Source organism: Stenotrophomonas sp. YJH_SMC_80, from assembly GCF_059372495.1.
The window spans coordinates 152773-169243 of sequence record NZ_JCAFVP010000009.1 but is presented as its reverse complement, the minus strand read 5'-3'; the positions used below and the strand labels follow the sequence as shown (position 1 = coordinate 169243).

Genomic DNA, 16471 nt, shown 5'->3' with positions numbered 1-16471 from the left:
ATTCTCCCTGGACAAGGCGGCGGGCGCTTACTGCCAGCCGTAGCGACGGATGTAGAACTTCTTCAGCGCGGTGGTCAGCACCGCATAACCGAACAGGATCGCCACCAGGAACGGCCAGTAGCCAGCCGGAAGCGCCTGCAGCTTGAAGTAGCCGGCCAGCGGGCTCATCGGCAGGGCCACGCCAATGGTCATGATCAGGCCGGTCATCAGCAGCAGTGGCGGCGCGGCAATGCTCTGCAGGAACGGCACCTTCGGCGTACGGATCATGTGCACGATCAGGGTCTGGGTCAGCAGTCCGACCACGAACCAGCCGGACTGGAACAGGCCCTGGTCGGCCGGCGTGCGTGCATCGAACACGTACCACATCAGCGAGAAGCAACTCAGGTCGAAGATCGAGCTGATCGGCCCGAAGAACACCATGAAGCGGCCGATGTCCGCCGGATTCCATTTCAGTGGCTTGCGCACCAGCTCCTCGTCAACGTTGTCGAACGGGATGGCGATCTGCGAGACGTCGTACAGCAGGTTCTGCACCAGCAGCTGCAGCGGCAGCATCGGCAGGAACGGCAGGAAGGCCGAGGCCACCAGCACCGAGAACACATTGCCGAAGTTGGAGCTGGCGGTCATGCGGATGTACTTCAGCATGTTGTTGAACGTGCGCCGGCCCTCGATGACACCTTCCTCCAGCACCATCAGGTTCTTTTCCAGCAGGATGATGTCGGCGGCCTCCTTGGCGATGTCCACCGCACTGTCCACGCTGATGCCGATGTCGGCCGCGCGCAGCGCCGGTGCATCGTTGATGCCGTCGCCGAGGAAGCCGACCACCTTGCCCTGTGCGCGCAGCTCGCGCACCAGGCGCTCCTTGTGCAGCGGCGTCAGCCGGGCGAATACGCGGTGGTGGTGCAGGGCGCGTGAGAGTGCACCGTCATCCATGCGCTCGATCTGCGGGCCGGTCAGTATGGTGTCGGCGTCCAGCCCCACCTGTGCGCAGACGCGGGCGGTCACCAGTTCGTTGTCACCGGTGAAGACCTTGACCTCCACGCCATGCGCGGCCAGCGCCTGCAGCGCCTGCGCTGCCGATTCCTTGGGCGGGTCCAGGAAGGCCACGTAGCCGACCAGGGTCAGGTCGCACTCGTCGGCCTGAGAATAGGTGGTCTGGCTGGCAGCGGTCTCCTTCATCGCCACCGCCACCACGCGCAGACCCTGCTCGTTCAGTTCCTCGGTGGTCTGCCGCACGCGGGCCAAGCGGTGCTCGTCCAGTGGCATGTCCTGGCCGTTCTCGCGAACGGTACTGCACACCGCCAGCATTTCTTCCACCGCGCCCTTGCAGATCAGCTCGTGGTGGTCCTCGCGCTCGGACACCACCACCGACATGCGGCGGCGCTCGAAGTCGAACGGAATCTCGTCCACCTTGTGGTAGTCCTGCGACAGCCGCAGCGAACTCTGCAGCTCCACGTGCTCCAGCACCGCGCGATCCAGGAGGTTGATCAGCCCGGTCTGGAAGTGGCTGTTGAGATAGGCGAACTTCAGTACGTCTTCCGAATCGTGGCCGAACACATCGGTGTGGCGCTCCAGCGCGATCCTGTCCTGGGTGAGCGTGCCGGTCTTGTCGGTGCACAGCACTTCCATGGCGCCGAAGTTCTGGATCGCATCCAGGCGCTTGACGATCACCTTGCGCCGCGACAGCAGCACCGCACCCTTGGCCAGGGTGGAGGTGACGATCATCGGCAGCATCTCCGGCGTCAGGCCCACTGCCACCGACAGCGCGAACAGAAACGCCTCGGTCCAGTCACCCTTGGTCCAGCCGTTGATCAGCAGCACGAACGGCACCATCACCAGCGCGAAGCGGATCAGCAGCCAGCTGACACTGTTGACGCCGGCCTGGAATGCGGTCGGCGCACGGTCGGTGGCGGTGCTGCGCTGGGCCAACGTGCCGAAGTAGGTGCGGTTGCCGGTGGCCAGCACCACGGCGGTGGCCGTGCCGGACACCACATTGGTGCCCATGAACAGCAGGTTGTGCTGTTCCAGCAGGCCGGCCAGGCCGTCGCCCGGGTGCGCGAACTTCTCTACCGGCAGCGATTCGCCGGTCATCGCGGCCTGGGCGACGAACAGGTCCTTGGCGGTCAGCACGCGGCAATCGGCCGGAATCATGTCGCCTGCCGACAGCACGATGTGGTCGCCGGGCACCAGCTCACGGATCGGCAGGTCCAGCAGGCGCGCCGGACGGCGGCTGTGCAGGTGCGCACCGAAGTACTGGTCAGCCACATCGGCGGCTTCGGTACCCGGATTGCGGCGCAGCACGCGTGCGGTATTACCGACCAGTGCCTTCAGTCGTTCGGCGGCACGGTTCGAACGCCCCTCCTGCACGAAGCGGATCAGCGTGGACAGCAGCACCATCGCACCGATCACCACGGTGGCCTTGATGTCCTCGGTCAGCCAGGACACCGCCGCCAGCACGGTCAGCAGCAGATTGAACGGATTGCGGTAGCACTGCCACAGGTGCCGCCACCACGGCAGCGGCTTTTCGTGATCCACCTCGTTGGGGCCGAGCGCGGCCAGCCGCTCCTCGGCTTCATGCGGGCTGAGGCCGTCGGCGTGCGATTCCAGCGTGGCCAGCAGCTCGGCTTCCTCCTGCTGGGCGAGGGTGACCAGGCCGGTGGTAAGCGCGAACGGCGCAGCTTCGGCGCTGCCCGGGCCGAATCCAGCTTCGGGCATCGCACGGCGGCGGAACAGGTTGCCTGCGCGACGGCTGCGCAGGAAGGCATTGAACCAGGCGTTGAGCAGGCTCATGGGACTCTCCTCGAATGTCAGAGCCGGCCGCGGCCGGAACACGAACGGAACGGTTGGAACAGGTCAGGCGTGGCGCATCGCCAGCACCGCCGGCGACCACGGCTGCATGTGCAGGCGCTGGCTGCCGCCGATGCACAGCGGCTTCATGGCATCGCGCAGGGGGTAGGGCAGATGACGCAGCACGGTGATGCGCTCGCTGATCGGCAGCAGCGACAGCGCATCGGCCACCACGCGCGGCGAACCGAGCGACAGCGAACGGGCGAACATCACGGGGCCGTGTTGCAACAGTTGGCTGCGCAGGCCGGCAACATCGCGCTCGCCGATCAGGCGGCGCAGGGTGATGTAGAGGATCTTGTAGGACATGGGGGCGATCTCCAGGCAAGCGGCGCCTGGCGGTCCCCCGTCACTCAGGCAGGCAGGGACCGGCGGGCAGGCGCCAGGAACAGGCGGATTGCGGGCATCGGGGGCGCGGTGCGCCCGGCAGGGTCGGGGTCCATCTGCGTCTCCAGGAGGGGAGGGTGCCGGCCAGGATTGCCCTGGCCAATGGCGCTATTGTCCGCCCCTGAATGGGGCTGGCCTAGAGGCTCGTGGGTTAGCTGGGCTATACCTTGGTATAGCCGGGCATGCGCAGCGCCAATCGAGGTTTCAGTGATGGATCAATGCGAAGCGCTGGTCTGCTTGCACACGTCGTACTCGCCACGGGTCAACGTCTTGTTGCGGTCGGTATCGCAGGTATGCAGGCGTTCGGCCCAGTCCGGCGCCACGGCATCCACCTCGGCCAGTGTGACGATGCCGTCCTTGTCCTTGTCCAGCGACTCATACGGCGGTATCAGCTTCACTTCGGTTACGTCCTCGGCGGCGGTGGCGTTGCTTGCCTCCTGTGTCTTGGAACAGGCGCCCAGCAGCAGGCCGATGGTAACGACAAGGACAGCAGGAACGCAGCGAGTACCGGTCATGACAGGCTCCAAAAGTGGGGACGCGGGCCACGGTTGTGGATGGCCACGGCCGGATCTTCGGCCCGGATCTGTAAGCGAGCTGCGAAGAACCGACCGGGTCGCCAGATAGCGGTGGGCCACCGTTCACCCGCACGCCCCATGCGTGTACCGGCCGCACCTGACGAAATTGTCAGGCAGGCGACAGCAAGGCGCCGGAGGCCAGCCGGGAGGATGGCATCAGGCCCGCGCAGCCCCCGCGCCGGCACTGGTATGGATCCCTGTCATGCGAATTCCCTTCCTGTCCGCACGAATGCGTCGCCGCCACCTTGTCCTGGGTGTGTTGCTGCTGGTGGTGTTGTCGCTGGTGATGCTGTTCCAGGGTGTGTCGCGCAGCGACGCGCAACCGGCCAATGCGCCGCCGCCGGTACCGGTGGTGACCGGCCGTGTCGAGCAGCGCGACGTGGCGCATTGGCGCAGCGGCGTAGGCACGGTGCAGTCGCTGCAGAGCACCGTGCTGCGGCCGCAGGTCGATGGCGTTCTGACCGAGGTGCTGTTCGAGGAGGGCCAGAAGGTGCGCAAGGGCCAGTTGCTGGCCCGTATCGATGATCGCGCGATCCGTGCCGACCTGGGTGGCGCACAGGCTGCGGTGGTTCGCGACCGTGCCACGCTGGATGCCGCGCGCTCGGACCTGGCGCGGCTGCAGCACCTGTCTACCGACCAGCTGGTTTCGCGGCAGATGCTGGAGCAGCAGGCGGCCACGGTACAGCAGCTGCAGGCCACCGGGCGTGGCAACCAGTCGGCGGTGGACGCCGCACAGGTGCAGCTGTCGTACACCCGTATCCTGGCGCCGATGGACGGCCGCATCGGCCTGCGCCAGGTGGACCCGGGCAACCTGGTGCGGGCCACCGATACGCAGGGCCTGGTGACGGTGCAGCAGACCGACCCGATCTCGGTGGTGTTCGCGCTGCCGCAGGACGCATTGCCGCAGTTGCGGCAGGCGTTGGCTGCCGGCGACGTGGCGGTGCAGGCGCTGGACCGCGATGGTGGCCAGCGCCTCGCCGAAGGCACCCTGCAGGTGATCGACAATCAGATCGACGAGACCTCCGGCACGGTACGGTTGCGTGCCCGCTTCGCCAATGCCGACGACCGGCTGTGGCCCGGGCAGCTGGTCAGCGTGCGGGTACGCATCGGCCAGACCACGGACGCACTGGTAGTGGACGCTGCCGCAATCCAGCGCGGTGTCGAGGGCAGCTTCGTCTACCGCGTAGTGGGAGATGGGAGCGTCGAGGTGCTACCGGTCATCGTGGGTGAAGCCGAGGACGGGCAGGTGGCCATACAGGGCGAGCTGCGGGTGGGTGATGTGATCGTGCGCGATGGCCAGTCGCGCCTGCGCCCGGGTGTGGTCGTCACTGAAGCCGGCGCACCGGTTGCCAGGGCCGGGGCCGCACCATGAGCACCCGCGTTTCGCTGTCCAGCTGGTTCGTCCGGCATCCGGTGGCCACCATGCTGCTGACGCTGGCGGTGATACTGCTCGGCGTGGCTGCGTTGCCACGGTTGCCGGTGGCACCTCTGCCTGAAGCGGAATTCCCGACCATCCGCGTCAATGCCAGCCTGCCCGGCGCCAGCGCCGAGACCATGGCGTCGGCGGTGGCTACGCCACTGGAAACGCAGCTGACCGGCGTGCCCGGCATCATCGAGATGACCTCCACCAGCGCGCTCGGCAGCACCTCGATCACGCTGCAGTTCGATCTGGAAAAGAACATCGATACCGCCGCACAGGAAGTACAGGCGGCAATCAATGCGGCGGCCGGGCGCCTGCCCAGCGACCTGCCGAACCTGCCGACCTGGCGCAAGGTCAACCCGGCCGACAGCCCGATCCTGGTGCTCAGCGTGGTCTCGGCACAGATGTCGATGACCGAGCTGAGCGACCTGGCCGAGAGCCGCCTGGCGCGTTCGATCAGCCAGATCAGTGGCGTGTCCGAGGTCAATATCGTCGGCCAGCAGCGCCCGGCCATCCGCATCCAGGCCCAGCCGGAGCGGCTGGCAGCGATGGGCATGACCCTGTCCGACCTGCGCGGCGTGGCCCAGAACGCCAGCCTCAACCAGGCCAAGGGCGCGCTGATGGGCGAACAGCGCACGTCCACCTTCGAGGCCAACGACCAGCTGTTCGATGCCCAGGACTACCGTCAGCTGGTGGTCGCCTACCGGCAGGGTTCACCGGTCACGCTGGGCGATGTCGCGCAAGTGGTCGACGGTGCCGAGAACGCCTATGTGCAGGCGTGGCCGAACGGGCAACCGGGCGTGGGCCTGATCATCAGCCGGCAGCCGGGCGCGAACATCGTTCGCACCACCGATGCGGTGCTGGCGGCCTTGCCGGAGCTGCGCGCCAACCTGCCGGCCAGCGTCGATGTGGAAGTGCTCAACGACCGCACGCGCACCATCCGCGCGTCGCTGCACGAGGTGGAGGTCACCCTGGTGCTGACCATCGTGCTGGTGGTGCTGGTGATGGGGCTGTTCCTGCGCCAGCTCTCGGCCACGCTCATCGTCGGTGCGGTGCTGGTCGTTGCGCTGGTCGCCACGTTCGCGGCGATGTATGTGGCCGGCTTCAGTCTCAACAACCTCACCCTGGTCGCGCTGGTGGTAGCGGTCGGCTTCGTGGTGGACGACGCCATCGTGGTGGTGGAGAACATCCACCGCCATCGCGAGGCCGGTTTGGGGCCCGTGGAAGCGGCACTGAAGGGTGCCGGGGAAATCGGCTTCACCGTGGTGTCGATCAGCCTGTCGCTGATCGCGGCGTTCATCCCGTTGCTGTTCATGGGCGGCGTGGTCGGGCGCCTGTTCGCGGAGTTCGCGATGACCATCACGGTCGCGATCCTGATCTCCATCGTGGCCTCGCTGACGCTGGCGCCGATGATGGCTGCGCACCTGATGAAGCGCATGCCGGCCCATCGCGACGGCCAGGAGACGCTGGCCGGGCGCCTGCTGGCCGGCTACGACCGCAGCCTGCAGTGGGCGCTGGGCCACCAGCGGCTGGTGCTGGTCGGGTTCGGTGCGACGGTGGCGGTAGCGGTGGCCTCGTACGTGGTGATCCCGAAGGGCTTCTTCCCGCTGCAGGACACGGCCTTCGTGTTCGCCACCACCGAGGCGGCACAGGACATCGGTTTCGAGGAGATGGTGGCCAAGCACCAGCAGCTGGCGAAGATCGCCGCCGAGGATCCTGCGCTGCAGGCCTACAACCATGCGGTGGGTGCCACCGGTGGCAGCCAGACCCTGTCCAATGGCCGCTTCTGGTTCATCCTGAAGGACCGTGGCGACCGCGACGTGGATGTGCACGGCTTCATCGACCGGCTGCGCGCGAAGATGGCCAGCGTGCCGGGCATCACCGTGTACATGCGGGCCGCGCAGGACATCAACCTGGGCGCGGGGCCGGCGCGTACGCAGTACCAGTACGCACTGCGCGGCCAGGACAGCCGCGAGCTGTCACGCTGGGCCGAGCAGCTGACCGAACGCCTGCGCGGGCTACCGCAGCTGCGTGACGTGTCCAACGATCAGCAGGTCGGCGCCAGCGTTACCCGCCTGCAGATCGATCGCACCGCTGCGGCCCGCTTCGGACTTACTGCCAACGATATCGACCAGGTGCTCTACGATGCGTTCGGCCAGCGCCAGATCAACGAGTTCCAGACCGAGACCAACCAGTACCGGGTGATTCTGGAGATCGCGCCCGGCCTGCTTGGCCAGGTCGATGCGCTGTCCTACTTCCACCTGCGTTCGCCGCTGACCGGGCAGGTGGTGCCGCTGTCGGCGGTGGCCCAGGTGCAGCCGCCGGGCAACGGGCCGCTGTCGATCAGCCACAACGGCATGCTGCCGGCGGTGAACCTGTCGTTCAACCTGGCGCCGGGCGTCTCGCTGGGTGAGGCGGTTTCCCTGGTCGAGCAGGCACAGGCGCAGATCGGCATGCCCGACAGCATCAACGGGCGCTTCCAGGGCACCGCACAGGCGTTCCAGGAATCGCTGGCCAGCCAGCCGTTGCTCATTCTGGCCGCGCTGCTGGCCGTCTACATCATCCTCGGCGTGCTGTACGAGAGCTTCGTGCACCCGCTCACCATCCTGTCCACGCTGCCGTCGGCCGGTATCGGTGCCGTGCTGATGCTGTGGCTGTGGGGGCTGGATTTCTCGATCATGGCGCTGATCGGCATCGTGCTGCTGATCGGTATCGTCAAGAAGAACGGCATCCTGATGGTCGACTTCGCGCTGGACGCCCAGCGCAACCGCGGGTTGACCCCGCTGCAGGCCATCCACGAGGCCTGCCTGACCCGCTTCCGCCCGATCATGATGACGACGTTGGCGGCGCTGCTGGGTGCCATTCCGCTGATGATCGGCTTCGGCACCGGCTCGGAGCTGCGCCAGCCACTGGGTGTGGCGGTGGTGGGTGGCCTGCTGATCAGCCAGTTGCTGACCCTGTACAGTACCCCGGTGATCTACCTGGCCCTGGACCGGCTGTTCCTGCAGCGCCGACGCGAACGCAGGGCGGCCGCCGGTGCCGCGCTGACGGAGCCCGGATGAAACTGCTGATCGTCGAGGATGAGAGCAAGACCGCACACTATCTGCGCACCGGCCTGGCCGAGCAGGGCTGGGCGGTCGACCTGGCCGCCGACGGCGTGACCGGCCTGCACCTTGCCCGCGAGTTCGACTACGACGTGATCGTGCTGGACGTGATGCTGCCCGGCATGGACGGCTTCAACGTGCTGCGCGAACTGCGCCGCAGCAAGCAGACCCCGGTGATCATGCTGACAGCGCGCGACCGCGTGGATGACCGAGTGCACGGGCTGGGGCAGGGTGCCGACGACTACCTGGTCAAGCCGTTCTCGTTCATCGAGCTGCTGGCGCGCCTGCAGGCGCTGGTCCGGCGCGGTCGCCAGCAGGAGCCGACCGAACTTCAGGTGGGCGACCTGCAGGTCAACCTGCTGGCGCGCCGCGCCTATCGTGACGGTACGCGACTGGACCTGACCGGCAAGGAATTCGCGCTGCTGGCCCTGCTTGCGCAGCGGCGCGGGCAGATCCTGTCCAAGACAGTGATCGCCGCGCAGGTCTGGGACATCAATTTCGACAGCAACACCAACGTAGTGGAAGTGGCGATCAAGCGCCTGCGCAGCAAGCTTGACGGCCCGTACCCCAGCAAGCTGCTGCATACGGTGCGCGGCATGGGCTACGTGCTGGAAGTGCGCGATGACGAGGGTGACGGTCGATGAGGTGGTCGATCGCCCAGCGCCTGTCGGCGATGTTCGCGCTGGCCGCGCTGCTGGTATTCGCCCTGCTGGGCATCGGCGTGTATGGCGTGCTGGAACGGCAGGTGGTGCGTTACCAGCACGCCGAGCTGCAGACCAAGCTGCACGCGGTCAGCGGCAGTGTGGCGATTTGCGATACCCGCGAGCGCTGGAGCAAGGTGCGCGACAAGGTCGGCAACCTGATTTCCGGCGACCGCGACACGCTGGTCTGGGCTTGGAGTGACGACCCCACCTTCCGCATCGGTGGTGAACGCCCACAGGTGCAGCCACCCAATGGCAACGACAGCGGCATGGGCACGTTGCAGCGCGAGGGCCAGCATCCGCTGCGTACGCTCTATGAGCGCGTGCCCGGCAAGGGCGTGCGGCCGGCGGTGGACCTGTGGATCGGTATCGACTCCGAACCGTACACGCATGCCTTGCAGCGCTTCGCCGTGGCGCTGTGGGTTGCCGGTGGGCTGGGCGTGCTGCTGGTGGCCGGCCTCGGCTACTGGATCGCGCGCCTGGGACTGGCACCGTTGCGCGCGCTTTCGGACGAGGCGCGCTCGCTCAGCCCACAGCGGTTGTCACAGCGGCTCGGCACACAGGCGCTGCCGGCAGAGCTGGGGCACCTGACGCATGCCTTCAATGGTGCATTGGATCGCCTCGAGGCCGCCTACACGCGGCTGGATGCGTTCAACGCAGACGTGGCGCATGAGCTGCGCACGCCGCTGGCCAACCTGATGGGGCAGACCCAGGTGGCCCTGTCACGGCCGCGCGACAACGCGCAGCTGCAGGACGTGATGCAGTCCAACCTGGAAGAGCTGGAGCGGCTGCGCGCCATCGTCAACGACATGCTGTTCCTGTCGCGGGCCGGGCAGGGCGACATCGCGATGGAAACCCGGCCGGTGGCGCTGGCCGACGAAGTGGCCGCCGCCGGGGACTTCCTGGAGTTCCTGTTCGAGGAGGCCGGGCTGACCCTGCGCATCGAAGGTGAAGCAACCGCCAGCATCGATCCATCGCTGTTCCGGCGTGCCCTGACCAACCTGCTGCACAACGCCGTACAGCATGCGCGGCCCGGCACCGAGGTACGGGTGCAGCTGCAGGCCGAAGGCAAGGGCACGCGCATTGCGGTGTTGAACGAAGGCGATGGCATCGCCGCCGGGCACCTGCCGCTGTTGTTCGAGCGTTTCTACCGGGTTGACCAGGCCCGAGAGTACCGGGGCGAACGCCACCACGGCCTGGGCCTGTCGATCGTCAAGGCCATCGCCGTGCTGCATGGTGGCGATGTGTTCGTGGCCAGCCGCGACGGGCTGACCACGGTGGGGTTCACGGTGGCGTGTTGACGCTGCGGATCAGGTGCCGTTGCCGAACCGGTCGGCAAACGCATCCGTGGCGCGCACCAGCGCATCGACCGTGGCCGGCTCGTTGGCGCTGTGGCCGGAGGTCACCATCTCCAGGCGCGCTTCCGGCCACGCCTTGGCCAGGTCCCACGCGCTGCGCGGCGGACAGATGATGTCGTAGCGTCCCTGCACGATCACGCCGGGCAGGTGGCGGATGCGATCAATGTTGCGCAGCAGCTGGTCCGGTTCCAGGAAGATGCCGTTGCGGAAGTAGTGCGCTTCGATGCGGGCCTTGGCCAGCGTATCCAGCGGATCATCGGTGGATTGCGCATCCACGTCGTGCTGCAGGGTGGCGGCGTTGTCTTCCCAGCCCAGCCAGGCCTGCGCGGCTTCGATGCGGGTTGCCTCATCCGGGCCATCCATGCGCGTCCAGTAGGCCGCAATCATGTCGCCACGTTCGGCGTGCGGAATATAGGCCTGATAGCGGTCCCAGCGCTCCGGGAAGATCCAGCGCGCACCCCCATCGGCCTCGGCGAACCAGCGGTTCTCCATTTCGCGGCCGAGGAACACGCCACGCACGATCAGGCCGGTGGCGCGCTCGGGATGCGCCTGCGCGTAGGCCAGTGACAGGGTCGAACCCCAGGAGCCGCCATAGACCAGCCAGCGTTCGATGCCCAGATGCTCACGCACCTTCTCGATATCGGCCACCAGGTCCTGCGTGGTGTTGTCGCGCAGCTCGCCGAACGGCGTGGAACGGCCGCTGCCGCGCTGGTCGATCAACACGATGCGGTAGCGCGTCGGGTCGAAGAAGCGGCGATGGGTCGGCGAGATACCGGCGCCCGGGCCGCCGTGCAGGTACACCACCGGAATGCCCTCGGGCGCGCCGCACTCTTCTACATGTAGCGTGTGCAGATCGCTCACCTTCAGGGTGAACTCGCGGTAGGGTTCGATGGCGGGGTACAGGGTGCGCATGGCGGGCATCTCACAAGCAGGGTGGCCAGCATAGCGCCGCCACCTGCGGCTTGCAGCGGTGGCCTCCTGCGCGGCGCTGGAAATGCGCTGGCCGATGCGCATAAGCTTCCGCGATGCAAGCGACCACGACCGGGACGTCCACGTTCAACCTCACCCTCGGCAGCGGCGCGCGCGAGCTGCTGAAGTGGATCGCGCTGCTGGCCATGACCGGCGACCACGTGGCCAAGGTGGTCTTCGGGGGCTACGTGCCGGTGGTCAGCGAACTGGGGCGTATCGCCTTCCCGCTGTTCGCGCTGGTGATGGCCTGCAACCTGGCCCAGCCGGGCGCCGACCTGCGCAAATCGATCCGCCGGCTGGCGCTATGGGGGCTGATTGCGCAGCCATTGCACGCACTGGCGTTCGGTTCCTGGCTGCCGCTCAACATCCTGCTCACCTTCACCTTGGCAGTGGTGGCCGTGCATGCGTTTGCGAACAATCGGCCTGTGCTGCTGTTGCTGGCTGCCGGCGTGCTGCCGATGTTCGTGGACTACCAGTGGGCCGGTGTTGGCGCCGTGCTGCTGGCCTGGATCGCGTTCCGGCATCGGGCGTGGTGGCTGTTGCTGGTTGGGCTTGCAGCGGTGTGCGGGGTCAACCACAACGGCTGGGCACTGCTGGCTGTTCCGGTGGTCGTGCTGGCGACGCGGGTGCCGTGGCGACTGCCGCGCTGGCGCTGGGTGTTCTATGGGTACTACGTGGGGCATCTGGCGGTGCTGGCGGTGGTGGCGCGCGTGCTTTCGTGATCAGTGCGTGCGTGGTCGTGCCTTGTGTCGGTAGATCCACGCCAGGCGTGGATGCGTTTGGCGGATCACCATGGAACCAGCCAGGCATGGCCTGGCTCTACAGTTTCCGGCAGATCCACGCCATGCGTGGATCCCGTTGACAGTTTGTCGCCCGGCTCAGAAGTCCATCGTCGCAGAGAGCAACACCGTCCTCGGTGCACCCAGCGCCAGGCTTGAAAGCAACGGCACGCCCCAGTACGCCTTGTTGGTCACGTTGTTCACGCTGGCGCGCAGCGCAAGCGGTCGACCCGCCACGGTGGTGCTGTAGCGCGCCCCGACATCGAACAACGTACGCCCCGGCACCGACAGACTATTGTCGGCACTGATGTACTGCTTCGACATCGCCGTGGCATTGCCGGTCAAGGTGAGGCCCTGCAAGGTCGGCACATCCCATTCCATGCCCAGCTTGGCCTGCCGCTGGGCCACGGCGGTGGCGATGCGTCCTTCATTCACGCCGCCGGCCGTGCGGGTCAGCTTCGGCTGCACATAGGCCACGCCACCGAGCAGGCGCACGCCATCCAGCGGTGCGCCGAAGAAGCCCCATTCCACGCCGCGGTTACGTTGTTCGCCACCAAACGAGAAGATACTCGTGACCGGATCGGTGTAGCTGCTCGGTCGCTTGATCTCGTACACGCTGAAGGTGTGCGCGAAGCTGCCCAGGTCCAGCTTCAGGCCCAGCTCCTTCTGCTTGGTGCGGAACGGTGCGAACACATCGCCGGCGTTGGCGGCGGTCATCGGCGCGGTAGCACCCTGGCTGAGGCCTTCGACGTAGTTGGTGTAGAGGGAGAGCGTGTCGGTGGCTTTCACCAGCAGGGCTGCTGCCGGGGTGGTGGCGCTCTCGTCGTAGCGCGAGGTGCGTGCACCGGTAGCGACGCTGAAGGTCTCGCTGACCACCTGTTGGCGACGCACACCCAGCGTCAACTGCATGCGGTCATTGGCAAAGGCGAGGGTGTCGGCGACGCCGATGCTGTCCAGCCGCAGCTCGGTGTGCGAGATGTGCGGCGCCACGAACGGCGCGGCCGGGCCCCACACCGGGTTGTACAGATGGGTGGTCCAGTCCCAGCCCGGCACGCTGCGGCGGCCGTAGTCGTTCTGGGTGTGCTGGTAGTGGGTCACGTTGGCGGCCCACTGGTGGCCGACGCTGCCGGTGTGGAAGGAACCGCGCAGGCCGGCATCTCCGGACTGCTTCCTGATGTCGAAGGCGAGCTGGCCGATCACCGTGGTGAAGTCGCCGGCCGGATTGAGGATCTGCGCGCTGATCGAACCGTTGTAGCGGTAGTCGGTCTTGCTGGTGCCGTAGGCCAGGTAAGCCATCAGGCTATCGTTGACATCCAGTTCTCCGCGCAGCATCGCGCCCTTGTCCTGGCTGTCCACGTAGGCCCAGTCCGGGTTGATCAGCGTATCGCCGCGTGGCGGACGTGGAATGGCGACGCCCGGCGCCAGGCCGACGCCACGTGCCGGGCCGTCCACGCGATCGTCGGCGCTGTACAGATCGGCCGACAGCCGCGCACGTTCGCCGCGCCAGTCCAGTGCCAGCGAACCGAGCTGTACCTTCTTGCGCTGCTTGCCGACGGCGCCGTCACCATCACGGTAGGCACCGTTGAAGCGGATGCCGAACTGCTTGTCGGCGCCGAGGCGACGGCCCATATCCACGTGGGTGCCGAACTGCGCATCGGAGGCGAAGTTGGCACTGACCCGCAGCAGCGGTTGCTCGCCGGCACGCTTGGGGACCAGGTTGACGCTGCCACCGACCGAACCACCCGGCGGCATGCCGTTGAGCAGCGCGGAGGGGCCCTTCAGCACTTCGATGCGCTCGAACATTTCCGGCGAGGTGCGATAGTACGGCGCCATGCCGCTGAGGCCATTGAAGGTGGTGTCGCTGGTGTTGGAGGCGAAGCCGCGGATCGCGTAGTTCTCGCTCCAGGAGCCGGTGACGCCATTGCTGAACACCGTGGGGTCGGTGGCCGCGATGACGTCGGTCAGGTTCTTGGCCTGGCGATCACGGATGAAGGACTCGGTGTAGCTGACCGTACTGAACGGCATGTCCATGAAGTCCTTGTCACCGAGCAGGCCGACGCGGCTGCCGGCAGCCACTTGCCCGCCCGCATAGTCTGCGGTGACCCGGCGCTGTTCCTGCACCTGCACGGAGGGCAGGGTAGACGGTGCGGTGTCGGCCAGCGCGGCAAACGAGGCCAGCAGCCCCAGCGCGAGGGCTGACATCCGGTAGCGCATGGGCATGCCCGGCGGATGCATCAGGCCGGAGAATGCGGCCGCAGCGCGAAGCTGCGCAGAAGTGAAGTTGTAAACGGTCATGCCAGAGTCCTGTGAATCGCAGGCGCGAGCGCGCCTGGCGCGCTGCCGACGGCAAGCACGGGGGTAGGGCGCAGCGCAGGGTTGTTGGCTGGGTGGGGACCTGGCGGGAGGTGAGCCATGGGCTCGATTACGGGCAGCGTGCTGGACGCATTCCTAATTAGTTGAGTAAAGTAAACTAAATCAATCCAAGCGGACAAGAGGGTCCCTTTGCTGGCACCCTCAGCAGGGTATGAACACCCACCCCGATCCAACGGCGCCGACCCGTGGCCGCCCGCCCACCATCACCCCGGAGCGCCTGGCCGACATCGGCATCCGCCTGGGCTTGCCCAACCTGACCATGGCCAACGTGGCCGCCGAACTGGCGGTGACCCAGGCAGCGCTGTACAAGCGCGTGGCCAACCTGGAGGCGTTGAAACGCCTGGTGGCGGAGGCGGTGTTCCAGCGCTGGCAGATTCCGCGCGCGTCGATTGACGCACCGGGTGGGCTGGAGGCCTACCTGATGGGGTTCGTGGAGTCACTGTGCGAGGTGGTGAAGGCGCATCCCGGGCTGCCGCCCTACCTGTTGCGGCGTTCGGTGGCCACGACGCCGATGCTGCAGAAAATTGCCTCGCACCAGGCGCATGTGGCCGAGGTCTTCGGCCTGCCGGCGGACAAGGCGCGCTGGTTGCTGGCGACGATCGCGTTCTACTGCATCGCCGGCGCCGACACGATCTATGCGATTGCGGACGACGAGGAGGGGCAGGTGATCACCGAGTTCAAGCAGGGCATGCGGGCGTTGGTGATCGGTTCGCTGGAAGTATCGCGGCTTCGGTAGATCCACGCCATGCGTGGGTGCCGTTGCACGGTTCGCCACGGCCCCATCTACGGATGGCGTGGATCTACAATGCGGCCATGCCTGCCACGCCCACCCTTGATGACCTTCGCCGCTACGCGGTGGCGCGCACCCTGTTCAAGCCGACCACGCTGCTGACCGCGATCCGGCGGCTGGGCTTCGTGCAGGCCGACCCGATCCGCGCACCGGCGCGCGCGCAGGACCTGACCTTGCGCCACCGGGTGAAGGACTACCGCGCCGGTGACCTGGAGCGCCGCTACACGCGTCTGCCGGTGGAAGAGGATTGCCTGGTGAATTACGGCTTCCTGCCGCGCGAGCATCTGGCACTGATGCACCCGCGTGTCTCCAAACGCGAGTGGGATGCCGAAACCCATCGCCGCGCAGCAGATGTACTGGCCTTCGTGCGCGAGCGCGGCAGCGTGCACCCACGCGAGGTCGACCAGGCGTTCGCGCATGGGCGGGTGACCAACTACTGGGGCGGCACCAGCAACGCCAGTACGCATCTGCTGGATGGCATGCACTACCGTGGCCTGCTGCGCGTGCAGCGGCGCGACAGCGGTACGCGCATCTACGCGGTGGCCGATCATGCCGAGCCCGATTCCAGCGAACAGGCGCAGATCGAACGTGCCGCTGCCCTGATCGATCTGGTGGTGCGCAAGTACGCACCGCTGCCTTCGGCCAGCCTGACCTATCTGGTGCGCCTGCTGGGCTATGGCGCCCCACATCTGGCCGAGCAGACCCGCAAGGCATTGGCGCTGGCCAAGCAGCACCTGGCCAGCTGCATGCTGGACGGCACCACCTGGTACTGGCCGCCGGACGAGAATCCGCGTTCGCGCCGCCATGCACCGGACGAACAGGTGCGCCTGCTCGCCCCGTTCGATCCGGTAGTGTGGGACCGCCGCCGCTTCGAGCTGTTGTGGGGATGGGTGTACAAGTTCGAGGCCTACACGCCTGCACCGAAGCGCCAATATGGGTACTACGCACTGCCGGTGCTGTGGCATGACCAGGTGGTGGGCTGGGCCAATCTCAGCGTGCACGACGGTGAGTTGGTATCGAACGTGGGTTATGCCGGCAAGTCGCTGGCCCGCGACAAGGTATTTCGTGGTGCGCTGGACGACGAGCTGCAGCGCATGGCGGGGTTCCTGTAGCACCAAGCGGCGCATGGGTACCCATCGCGCCCGGTAGTCGCCAACCTTGGTTGGCGCGGGCT

Annotated in this window: 12 protein-coding genes; 7 read left to right on the top strand and 5 right to left on the bottom strand. The window is 67.0% G+C overall.

All coding sequences use genetic code 11. The annotated features are described in order from the left end of the window. Positions 1-27: 27 nt before the first annotated feature. The 3 genes from mgtA to AC5P99_RS15455 all read right to left on the bottom strand — a co-directional run bounded on the left by mgtA (position 28) and on the right by AC5P99_RS15455 (position 3743). Entirely contained in the window at positions 28-2787 is a 2760-nt protein-coding gene (mgtA, locus tag AC5P99_RS15465; RefSeq protein ID WP_049450815.1) for a magnesium-translocating P-type ATPase, read from the bottom strand. A gap of 63 nt (positions 2788-2850) precedes the next feature. Beyond that, complete coding sequence (locus AC5P99_RS15460; protein WP_005409807.1) at positions 2851-3150, bottom strand: hypothetical protein; 300 nt, start codon at positions 3148-3150, stop codon at positions 2851-2853. A gap of 293 nt (positions 3151-3443) precedes the next feature. Next, positions 3444-3743 (bottom strand): EF-hand domain-containing protein, encoded by a 300-nt coding sequence (locus tag AC5P99_RS15455; RefSeq protein ID WP_049450813.1) that lies wholly within the window; start codon positions 3741-3743, stop codon positions 3444-3446. A gap of 262 nt (positions 3744-4005) precedes the next feature. Here AC5P99_RS15455 and AC5P99_RS15450 point away from each other — a divergent pair, with 262 nt between their 5' ends. Genes AC5P99_RS15450 through AC5P99_RS15435 form a run of 4 tightly spaced genes read left to right on the top strand, consistent with a single transcriptional unit; the run spans position 4006 to position 10329 of the window. Continuing rightward, a complete protein-coding gene (locus tag AC5P99_RS15450; RefSeq protein WP_187757128.1) occupies positions 4006-5175 on the top strand; it encodes an efflux RND transporter periplasmic adaptor subunit in 1170 nt (389 codons plus the stop codon). Then, entirely contained in the window at positions 5172-8285 is a 3114-nt protein-coding gene (locus AC5P99_RS15445; protein WP_495213307.1) for a multidrug efflux RND transporter permease subunit, read from the top strand. The genes AC5P99_RS15450 and AC5P99_RS15445 overlap by 4 nt, the downstream gene beginning before the upstream one ends. Next, positions 8282-8971 carry a heavy metal response regulator transcription factor gene (locus tag AC5P99_RS15440; RefSeq protein WP_049450809.1) on the top strand — a complete coding sequence of 230 codons (690 nt, stop codon included), beginning with the start codon at positions 8282-8284 and terminating at the stop codon, positions 8969-8971. The genes AC5P99_RS15445 and AC5P99_RS15440 overlap by 4 nt, the downstream gene beginning before the upstream one ends. After that, positions 8968-10329, top strand: a complete 1362-nt coding sequence (locus AC5P99_RS15435; RefSeq protein ID WP_049450806.1) for a heavy metal sensor histidine kinase — start codon at positions 8968-8970, stop codon at positions 10327-10329. Before AC5P99_RS15440 ends, AC5P99_RS15435 begins: the two co-directional genes overlap by 4 nt. A 9-nt stretch (positions 10330-10338) precedes the next feature. Here AC5P99_RS15435 and pip read toward each other — a convergent pair whose 3' ends face one another. Then, positions 10339-11298: a prolyl aminopeptidase gene (pip, locus tag AC5P99_RS15430; RefSeq protein ID WP_495213306.1), complete on the bottom strand. Its 960-nt coding sequence runs from the start codon at positions 11296-11298 to the stop codon at positions 10339-10341. A 113-nt stretch (positions 11299-11411) separates the two neighbouring features. Here pip and AC5P99_RS15425 point away from each other — a divergent pair, with 113 nt between their 5' ends. Continuing rightward, positions 11412-12077, top strand: a complete 666-nt coding sequence (locus tag AC5P99_RS15425) for a TraX family protein (RefSeq protein ID WP_005409805.1) — start codon at positions 11412-11414, stop codon at positions 12075-12077. A gap of 156 nt (positions 12078-12233) precedes the next feature. On the opposite strand, the gene AC5P99_RS15420 is transcribed toward AC5P99_RS15425, so the two are convergent. Then, entirely contained in the window at positions 12234-14429 is a 2196-nt protein-coding gene (locus AC5P99_RS15420) for a TonB-dependent receptor (RefSeq protein WP_495213305.1), read from the bottom strand. Between the two features lie 229 nt (positions 14430-14658). On the opposite strand from AC5P99_RS15420, the gene AC5P99_RS15415 reads away from it, so the two are divergent. Beyond that, entirely contained in the window at positions 14659-15243 is a 585-nt protein-coding gene (locus AC5P99_RS15415; RefSeq protein ID WP_495213304.1) for a TetR/AcrR family transcriptional regulator, read from the top strand. 77 nt (positions 15244-15320) lie between these two features. Beyond that, complete coding sequence (locus AC5P99_RS15410; RefSeq protein ID WP_495213303.1) at positions 15321-16409, top strand: DNA glycosylase AlkZ-like family protein; 1089 nt, start codon at positions 15321-15323, stop codon at positions 16407-16409. Positions 16410-16471: the final 62 nt, after the last annotated feature.

What these genes read in the sequence shown, in the direction of transcription:
- mgtA (WP_049450815.1), bottom strand. Translation starts at nt 2,787, where the DNA reads ATGAGCCTGCTCAACGCCTGGTTCAATGCCTTCCTGCGCAGCCGTCGC.
- AC5P99_RS15460 (WP_005409807.1), bottom strand. Translation starts at nt 3,150, where the DNA reads ATGTCCTACAAGATCCTCTACATCACCCTGCGCCGCCTGATCGGCGAG.
- AC5P99_RS15455 (WP_049450813.1), bottom strand. Translation starts at nt 3,743, where the DNA reads ATGACCGGTACTCGCTGCGTTCCTGCTGTCCTTGTCGTTACCATCGGC.
- AC5P99_RS15450 (WP_187757128.1), top strand. Translation starts at nt 4,006, where the DNA reads ATGCGAATTCCCTTCCTGTCCGCACGAATGCGTCGCCGCCACCTTGTC.
- AC5P99_RS15445 (WP_495213307.1), top strand. Translation starts at nt 5,172, where the DNA reads ATGAGCACCCGCGTTTCGCTGTCCAGCTGGTTCGTCCGGCATCCGGTG.
- AC5P99_RS15440 (WP_049450809.1), top strand. Translation starts at nt 8,282, where the DNA reads ATGAAACTGCTGATCGTCGAGGATGAGAGCAAGACCGCACACTATCTG.
- AC5P99_RS15435 (WP_049450806.1), top strand. Translation starts at nt 8,968, where the DNA reads ATGAGGTGGTCGATCGCCCAGCGCCTGTCGGCGATGTTCGCGCTGGCC.
- pip (WP_495213306.1), bottom strand. Translation starts at nt 11,298, where the DNA reads ATGCGCACCCTGTACCCCGCCATCGAACCCTACCGCGAGTTCACCCTG.
- AC5P99_RS15425 (WP_005409805.1), top strand. Translation starts at nt 11,412, where the DNA reads ATGCAAGCGACCACGACCGGGACGTCCACGTTCAACCTCACCCTCGGC.
- AC5P99_RS15420 (WP_495213305.1), bottom strand. Translation starts at nt 14,429, where the DNA reads ATGACCGTTTACAACTTCACTTCTGCGCAGCTTCGCGCTGCGGCCGCA.
- AC5P99_RS15415 (WP_495213304.1), top strand. Translation starts at nt 14,659, where the DNA reads ATGAACACCCACCCCGATCCAACGGCGCCGACCCGTGGCCGCCCGCCC.
- AC5P99_RS15410 (WP_495213303.1), top strand. Translation starts at nt 15,321, where the DNA reads ATGCCTGCCACGCCCACCCTTGATGACCTTCGCCGCTACGCGGTGGCG.